This window comes from Azospirillum sp. TSO5, from assembly GCF_003116065.1.
Lineage (GTDB): Bacteria > Pseudomonadota > Alphaproteobacteria > Azospirillales > Azospirillaceae > Azospirillum.
In genome coordinates this window covers 1-8,393 of the sequence record NZ_LGQY01000111.1, presented here as the reverse complement: position 1 = coordinate 8,393, position 8,393 = coordinate 1, and the positions used below count along the sequence as shown (strand labels likewise).

4 protein-coding genes and 1 pseudogene are annotated in these 8,393 nt (G+C 68.8%); 1 reads left to right on the top strand and 4 read right to left on the bottom strand.

All coding sequences use genetic code 11. The features are described 5' to 3' along the window. The first annotated feature begins 213 nt into the window (after positions 1-213). Positions 214-573, top strand: coding sequence for a hypothetical protein (locus tag TSO5_RS24760; RefSeq protein ID WP_109154122.1), 360 nt, complete (start codon positions 214-216; stop codon positions 571-573). 470 nt (positions 574-1,043) lie between these two features. Here the strand turns inward: TSO5_RS24760 and TSO5_RS24755 are convergent, their stop codons facing one another. The 4 genes and pseudogenes from TSO5_RS24755 to TSO5_RS32795 form a co-directional block, all read right to left on the bottom strand. Then, positions 1,044-3,626, bottom strand: a complete 2,583-nt coding sequence (locus tag TSO5_RS24755) for a hypothetical protein (RefSeq protein WP_109154121.1) — start codon at positions 3,624-3,626, stop codon at positions 1,044-1,046. Positions 3,627-3,635: 9 nt separating this feature from the next. Continuing rightward, complete coding sequence (locus tag TSO5_RS24750; RefSeq protein ID WP_109154120.1) at positions 3,636-5,297, bottom strand: DUF2357 domain-containing protein; 1,662 nt, start codon at positions 5,295-5,297, stop codon at positions 3,636-3,638. Then, positions 5,297-7,786, bottom strand: coding sequence for an AAA family ATPase (locus TSO5_RS24745; protein WP_109154119.1), 2,490 nt, complete (start codon positions 7,784-7,786; stop codon positions 5,297-5,299). The genes TSO5_RS24750 and TSO5_RS24745 overlap by 1 nt, the downstream gene beginning before the upstream one ends. A gap of 25 nt (positions 7,787-7,811) precedes the next feature. Then, positions 7,812-8,393 (bottom strand): annotated as a pseudogene (locus TSO5_RS32795) (hypothetical protein); the annotation flags it as partial.

Sequence of the window (8,393 nt, the reverse complement as noted above, 5' to 3'; positions counted from 1 at the left end):
CACGCCTTGCCGATCTGCTCCCCTGGAACTGGAAGCCCGCCGTCAACGCCTGATCCGGTGCGATCACGCTCCGCTTACGTCCAAGCCCCGGATCCGTGACGAGTATGTGAGGTGACAGGCAGCGGTCGGAGCGCGTCGGCGTTGCGTCCACCCGGCGTGGCGGCTGCCCTGCGGGCCGCCACACCGGGCGGTCGCAACTCAGGACGATCCGTGATGATGATGACCACCCCAGTTCGGAGCGGCGCGGCCCTGGCCGCGTGCATCGAAGACGACGCGATCATCCGTGTGCTTCCGGCGGAGCAGAGCGCAGCGACCATGAAGTTCGTGGACTGGCTTCAGGAAACCCTGCAGCGCTGGGCCTGCGGTCAGCGCGGCGCCGCCGACCGTCGGAAGCTGGACATGATCGTCCAGGCAGCGGAGGCGATGGACTACCGGCTTTCCCTGTCGGTACAGGACATTTTCGATGTTGTGGAGGATCTCGACGCGGCTCTTGACGCCGGCCTGCTTCTGCTCCGCGGGTTCGATAGGCCGGTCATCCGTGTGCATCTCTTGAGCAAGGGCGCTGCGCAGTAGGTGGGAGCACCGGAGCGTCACAGTGGGTCCCGCTATAAGGACCCACCGCGCTTCGGCTCCTGATACCGGCTCCCTGCCTCGACCAACGGGGCAGGGAGCCTTCTTTTCGGCTGGGCATGTTGCTGGTCCCGAACACGGCTGCATACAGAACTGGACGAAGGGGCTGCCATCCCGGCGGGAACGGAGTATCCAGCCGCGCTGTCCCGATTCTCCGTTCAACGTCTGCCAATCATCCAATCCGCTAACCCATTGGTCCTGTTTCTGATTTCCGCGACAGCGACCAGAATATTGCCGATGTGTCTGCCGATCTCTGATCCGCCATCAAACCTTTGAACGCGCAGGAATTTGTGTTGCCTCGGCCTGCTATCCTTGCCGATCCTCTCCGCAGCGTCGGGATATGCCCCTTGTGTCCGAGAGGACGCATCAGATCGATTATAAGGCGATACTATGTGCTCTGATCGGAAGTGAAATCACTCATTGTTGTCTTCCGTTTCTTCATCACTCACCTCATCGTCAATTTCAATCCTCAGGCCTTTGCCCCTATGCCTGAGTAGAGCAAGGATTTCATCGATCGCGGCATCGTGTTGAGACCCGTAGGATCTCTTTGCGGTCTTCTCCCTGAACGCCTTCAACTGGCTCTCGAGCCTTTTGCCGAGACCCGATGTCTCCTTGTCCACCGCGTCCGGATACAGGAAGTCGTGCCGACGCATGCGATGGCGCAGCAGGAAGGCGGTGAGGCGCAAGGCTCCGGCGTACTTCTGCGGACGTTGATGATGCGTGCATTCGTCGAACATTGCCGACGCGAACCTCGCCAGCCTGTCGGCCTGCTCCGGCTGAAGTGTTTCCCCGGCGGGCTCGTGGAAGGCAAGGACGTCCGCCATGGCCTTCGCGATATCGGAATTTAACGCCTTACCGGAGTTCATGCTGAGCCACGCCCTTTCCGACGCGAACGTGAACAGGGCGGCGAGATCGGCCTCGTCGCGCAGAACGCGCCCCATGTACATCGCGGCTCGACCATCGGGGGCGTTGTTGGCGCACATCCGCCGGAACGATCCGCGGACCGCCGGGGGGCAAGCGCCGAAGGTGAAGGTTGCGATCTTCCGCAGGGCGCGCAGGATGCTCCGCTGCGTCGGCGAGAGGGCGGGCGCCGAGAGCAGGGTGGCGTAATCCGCGTCGAGCTTGGCCAGCGCCGCCCGAAGCCGACCGGTCCAGGCCGGATCGTCTTCGATCGCAGCGGGCGTTCGTCCGTCGGACGAGAACAAGGTGTACGGTCGCCGATCTGGATCGGCGCCACCCGTCGCGAACATTGGGGACGCCCGCACCGCGAAGGTCTTCTCAAGCCTGCCGCTCAGGAACCTCTTGTAGGCCATGGCGTTGGCCACGTCCGGCGTGCCGATGCGAAGGTAAGCGTCGAGATCCGTCCTCAAGGAGGAACCGCTCGCGCGGGTCCAGGTCCAGAGGCAGATGTGCGCCTCCTGAGGGGTGACGGCGGGGTAACTTCCCTTCTCGTTCAGACGGCGCAGAATAGCGTCCCGGTCGTCGTCGGTCGCCTCCATGCACCCCCAGTCGAGAAGCACCGGCGCCGCGCCGAGGGCCCCCGCGGTCTCGGGGCGCACTTCGACGCGGGCATGTCCCTGGGCCGGCATCTGCGTGACGTGGATGACCACCCTGACGTCGGATACCGGAGACTTCGGGAGGCGGACGTGGCTGTGCCGCGCTCCGGCCTCATCCTGCTTCAGCAGGTAGAACTCCAATTCCTCCGTCCCGGCGGTGACCTCGAAGCGGTCGAGGAGCGACCGCTCGTAGGTCATGCCACCCTCGACGCGCGCGCTCGGTTCGACGAGGTGGACGAACCGGTGCCGGCCGTCGCGGATAGCGTTGATCTCGATGGCGGGCAGGAAGTCGAAGTAGGCGGTCTGCCCGAGAGCGCGTCGGCGCGCGTAGACGGCGCATCCGAGGGCCACGAGCCCGCGCTCCGGGGCGACGGTCACCAATGCCGCCCCGTCCGGCCGAAGGGAGCGGATCAGGTCCGCGAGGACGGCCAGCGGGGTGGTCGCGCCGGCTCCCTCGCCCAAGACGGCGGCGGCCAAGGGCCCTTCCACGACGACGAGGCTCGCGCGCTGTAGCGCCGTCGCGTGATCCGCGCAGAACGCCTGGATCGCGCGCACAATGCCGCTTGCGGCGGCTTCGGGTAGCGTCCCGCCGCCGTCGATTACCCGCCAGCGCCCGTCGGTTCCGCGCACGAGGCCGTCCGCGGCTTCCAGACCGGCCAGCGGATTCCGATAGCGTCCAGTTGACCAGAGGATCTGGCCAGCCATGCCGGGATCGCCCTCCGCATCGGCGGTCGCCGCGATCCAGAGCAAGGACGCGAGGTCCGCGCCATCGTAGCGGGCGACGGCGCGGAGGTCGTCCCGCCGACGCACCGGCACGATCGCCGGACGACCGTCGAGCGGCAGAATCTCCAACCGCAAGCCCGTGGCCGTGATGCCGTCCGGCAAGATCTGCACGACGAGCGCATCGGCATCGTGCAGGCGCGCCAACTCATCCGGCGTCGCGTCTTCCCCCCACCCGAGCATCGCCGCGACGGGCCGCCACAGCAGCTTCACGTCGAGACCGACGCGCCCGCCGCACTCGATGACCGCGTTGCGGACGTCCTCGTCGTACTCCGGGAGATCCGGCACCGCCAGGACGCAGCTGCGCGCGCGCGGCGGGACGACGGAACGGATGTGATGGCCGAGGACGAGGTCCGGCGCCTGGGTCTCCGCGGCATGGTGGCGCCCGAGGTGTTGGATCATCCCGAGGACCGGCAAGCGTGGGTGCGCGCTGGCGGCCTCGGGCGGCGACGGCCAGCCGCGACCATGGAACGACGAGATCGCCTCGTCGCCGGTCAGCACCTGGGCCCCGCCCAGCGGGACGACGATCGGCCCAGGCGGGCCGGTAAAAGCCTCGCGGACCGCGCCGACGAGGACGCAGCGGTCGTGAACACCGTTGAGATCCACACCGACCGCCGGCGCCGAGGGAGGCGAACGATCTTCGATGACGCTTCCGTCCATCGTCGCCTCCTACCAGCGCAACGACATAATGGCGTCCTCAAGAACCATGGCGCCCATTTCCATCGTCTCGTCGATCATCTCCGCGGACGGCCCCATCGCGAGGCCGTAAACGAGGCCCCGCTGCCCCCAATCCGGGTCGGCCGCGTCGAGAGTGGAGCGGATCACCAAGCCGCGGACCTCCTCTCGGACATCCCGGTAGCGTCGCTCCTCCTCGACGACAGCGCGCAGAGCCTCGTCGGCGGACGACATGAACTCCGAAAGCGCGATCGGCTCAGACCCTGTGCCGTGGATCGGCCAGACGCAGATGGCGGCTTGGCGTCCGGTCGCGCAGTCCTCGACCGCGAGGACGATGGTGGCGCCCAGCGCGTGCTGCCATGGGCGAAGCGCCGGATGGCCGTCGGACAGCGTGGCGTCGAGGACGGAGATCGCCAGGTCGCGGCCGGGGCGACGGAGCAGGAAGAGTCCGCTCTGCTGGGCCAGGTCGCTCCACCGGCCGCGCCCCTGCTCGCGCCGGATCCGCAACGGACTGAGCGCGACAGGGCGGCATCTCGGGATCCGACTGAGCGCGATGTGAACGGAAAGCCGAACGAAGTCGCTCCACAGCCGCCGCTGCCAACGCCACGTGTCGTCCTGGCGCTGCTCGTCGCCCAGGATCTCCTGGTAGGCTTGCCAGATCGACCGGTAGCGGGCGTCGTGCTGGAGCACGTAGTTGGGCATGACGGGATGGGTGGGGTCCGCGATGCCCTGCGTCTCGAGCTCGCGCCAGGCGCGGCGGCAGAGGCCGCCGTAGGACGCGACCAGACGGTAGCGCTCGCTGGCCGCGTAGCGCTTGTTGGCGCGCAAGTAGCCGTTGGCCTCCATCGCCGAGCGCCGCAGCAGGTCCTTCAAGACGCGGTTCTCCAGCGTGTTCAGGTTCTCCTCGCGGGCGATCCCCAGCACCGCCTGGCGCGGCCCGGCCTTCTCCTCGATCGACGTCCCGGGCTGCCGGATGAGCCAGTCGATGCAGCCCTTGTCGATCTCCTGGATGCGATCGAGGGGCATGAGGCGGCGCACGCGGGCGAGCACCCGGCGCGGGTGCTGGGCGACCTCCATCAGGACGCGGCGATGGGTCTCGGCGTGTTCGACGATGAGCTCCTTGGGGGCGTCGAGCGCATTTGCTTCGGTGGCGGTCCAGGCCGTGGCGATGCGCGACCACGCGGCCGAGCCGCCCGCAGGGCGCTCGCCCTCCGACGTCTCCGCCTCGCGGATGCGCGACAGCACCTTGAGGATGAAGTCCTGGATGCGATCGCCGTCGGCGGCCGGGGCGTCGGGCTGACGCTTCGGCGGCTTCGGCAAATAGCCGTCGAGTTCGATGGACGCCGCCGTTTCCGCGTCTGGCGTGCCGATGGAGAGCGTGAGGGCCCGCTCCTCGGGCCGAATCCCGGACGGGAGGCCGTACAGCGCGAAGCGATCGCGCGCCCAGTCGAAGGACGCCCCCTCCTGCTGCATGCGCATGCGGCGGCCGGCGACGAGCACGCGCGCGGCGGCGGGGACGGCGAGCATGAGGCCATGTGCGGCCATCGCGCGCGCCGGTGCGCCGGCGCGCAGCGGGACGCGCGGCGTAGCGCCGTGGATCGGCGTTTCCGCGTAGAGCCCCCACGGCACGGTCAGCAGGAAGGGGAGAGCCGGCATCAGGTGGTCCTCCGGACCCCGCGCCAGTTGAACGTCCGTCCGGTGCCATCGTCCGCCATGGCGTCGCGGAGCGCCTTCGCGAGCTCGTCGTCCTTGAGGTCGTTGGCGATCAGGCCGTGGAGCTTCTCGAGCGGCGCGGCCGAGTCCGCAAGCTCGACGCCGCGCAGCTTTGGCAGGATGCGCTGCTCGATCTGGTCCGCGAAGGCGATGCGGGCGACGCCCTGGTCGTCGGAGCCGGGATAGTTGGCGACGTACGACAGGATGGCCTGGTTCAGCCGATGGCCGAAGGGCCGGCCCATGCTGTCCATGGCCTCGTTCAGACGGCGCACCCAATCCTTGGCGTTGGTCTTCACCGGATCCGGCAGCGCATCGAACCGTCGGCACCAGCTGCGCCACTGCTCCTCCGGGAGGTGCGCGTCGAAGGCGGCGTCGTGGTCCGAGGGCGGCTCGTTGGCGAGCGTCTCCGGCCGCGGGAAGCGCAGGAGGTTCGAGCGGTCGAGCACCTTGTCCGAGAGCGAGAGCGTCGATTCGTCCTCGTTCATGCTGCCGACGAAGAGGATGTTGTGGCCGGCGTACAGGCTGCGGACGCCCTTGCCGATACGTCCGAGGTCCAACTGGAGGCTGAGCTTGCGGACGCGGTCCTCGGTCTCGGTCCCCGGCAGCGGGCGCCCTTCCAGGCCGCTGAGGAATTCGGAGAAGTAGTACTCGACGCGGGCGAGGTTCATCTCGTCGAGGAGCACCAGCATCATGTGCCCTTGGAAGGGCCGCGCCCGGTCCGGCCAGTTGACCGGGTCGAGATGCGTCATCGCGCGGGCGAGGTCCGTCGCCTTGTAGGACTTCTCGAGGTAGTTGTAGAAGCCGAGGATGTCCTGCGGCCCGTCCCAGCGCGGCTGCACCGCGACCTTGAGGAAGTGCAGCCCCATCGCTTCCGCGTACCGCCGCGGCAGCTGGCTCTTCCCGGTGCCGGAGATGCCGGCGAGGACGGTGATGGGGCTGATCGGCGACACTTTGAGGCAGGTGTGGAACGCCTTGAGGGTCCGCTCCGGGAACGAGAGCTTGAGGGCGGAGAGGTGCTTGCGGACGCTTTCCAGGGCATCGCGCTCGTCGGTGCGCGCCAAGCGTTTCGCCATCGCCGGCTTAATCCGTCCGTCCTCTTCCTGCGCGCCGAGGCATTCGGGGACCCGCTCGAGGTCGAGAGGCGGCGCCTTGCCGTCCGCGTCGGCGGCGGAGCCGCCGGCGTGCTCGCCGCGCAAGCGCAGGATCTCCGCCTCCAGGGCGGAAGCCCGCACCTGGAGGACGGCGACGGACCGCTCCGCTTCGAGCACCTCCTTCCGCTTGCCTTCGAGCGCCGAAACGGCCTCGGCGCTCGCCTTCTCTGCCTCGGCGAGGAGCGTCCGCTGTGTCGCGGCCGCCTCCTCGGCAGCGGCGGCCGCTTTCCCTGCGGCTTCAGCCCGCGCCTCGGCTTCGCGGGTCCGTTCCTCGATGGCCTTGGCCTCCTCGACCAAGACTTGCGCCTGACACTGAAGCTCCGCGACGCGGTCCTCCATGGCCGTGGCCTCGCTACGCGCCGCCTCCAAGCCCTTCTGGACGTCCTCCGCCTTCGCCGTCGCTTCGGCCACGCCAAGTTCCGCGGCCTTCAGCTCCTCCCGCTTGGCCGCGAGATCTCCGGTCGTCCGGTCGAGCTCCTCCTGCGCCTTGGTTCTCGCGTCGGCGAGTTCGACGATCCGCGCCTCGGCTTCGCGGGTCCGCTCCTCGATGGCCTTGGCCTCCTCGCCCAAGACTTGCGCCTGACGCTGAAGCTCCGCGACGCGGTCCTCCATGGCCGTGGCCTCGCTACGCGCCGCCTCCAGGCTCTTCTGGGCTTCCTCCGCCTTCGCCGTCGCCTCAGCCACGCCAAGTTCCGCGGCCTTCAGCTCCTCCCGCTTCGCCGCGAGATCTCCGGTCGTCCGGTCGAACTCCTCCTGCGCCTTGGTCTTCGCATTGGTCAATTCGGCGATCCGCGCCTCGACCTCGTCGATGCGGATCTCCGCATCGGCGACGCGGTCCTCGCGGCGCGCGAGCTCCTCGAGGCGCTCCTCCTTGGCCAGGAGCTCCTGCTCCACGACGGCGAGCTTCTCCAGCTTCGCCGCGAGATCGGCGGAGACCTCCTCGGCCCGGCGGGCTTCGTCCTTCGAAGCTTCGATGTCCACACGGATGACGGATAGACGCTCCTCCTCGGCTTGACGGGCGGCGCGAACGCGCTCCAGTTCGACCAGAGATTCCCGGGCTTCGCGGCGGCGCTCCTCTTCGGCCAGCTCGACGGCCTTCAGCTCCTCGCGCTTGGCCGCGAGGCGCGCCGTGACATCTTCGAGGAAGGCGGCGGCCGGTACGCGCTTGAGGACCATGCCATTGGTGTAGAGGGCGGCGATGCCGAACAAGACCGCCGAGAACGCCAGGAGGGCGCCGAACAGGAACAGATAAGGGGTGTGGCCGGGATCGATGAGGTCCATCGGAACGAGCTCCTTGTCGGCGCGATCAGCGGGCGGGAGAGGTCGGTTGGAGTTCGAGGGCCGGCGTCACAGCCGCGCCGGGAACCGCTGTGGCAGGCTGGGAGCCCGCCGCCTGGATCGAGGCCGCCAACTTGGCCGCCCTCCCTTCCAGATGCTTGATGCGGGCCTCGGCCGTCAGCGCGGCGCTCTCGGCCTCCTGGCGGCGGGCTTCTGCGCGCGCCGCGGACTCCGCCGCAGCAGCACGGCGGCGCTCGGTCTCTTCGAGCGCCGTCCGGGCGGCGGACAGGGCCTTCTCCCGCTCCCCCAATTCCTGACGGACGGCCTGCAAACGAACCGCCTCCGCCCGCAGGTCCGCGATCTCCTGGGCGGCGCGGTCCCGGATGCCGCGATTTTCGGCGGCCTGCCCTTCCGCGTTCTTGGCCCCGGCCTGCGCGGTCTCGAGCTCCTTCTGAGCGGCCTCGAGTTTTTTCGTCGCCTCGACTAGGCGCCCGGCAGCCGCGCGCGCCTTTTCCTCCGCATCGCGCGCTTGGCGTTCGGCATCGTCGCGCCGCCGGTCCAGATCCGCCGCGGTCTCGCGCGCCTTCTGGGCGGCCGCGGCGTCGCGGTC

Bases quoted from the DNA above. Each gene is read 5' to 3' on its own strand.
- TSO5_RS24760 (WP_109154122.1), top strand. From the start codon at position 214: ATGATGATGACCACCCCAGTTCGGAGCGGCGCGGCCCTGGCCGCGTGC.
- TSO5_RS24755 (WP_109154121.1), bottom strand. From the start codon at position 3,626: ATGGACGGAAGCGTCATCGAAGATCGTTCGCCTCCCTCGGCGCCGGCG.
- TSO5_RS24750 (WP_109154120.1), bottom strand. From the start codon at position 5,297: ATGCCGGCTCTCCCCTTCCTGCTGACCGTGCCGTGGGGGCTCTACGCG.
- TSO5_RS24745 (WP_109154119.1), bottom strand. From the start codon at position 7,786: ATGGACCTCATCGATCCCGGCCACACCCCTTATCTGTTCCTGTTCGGC.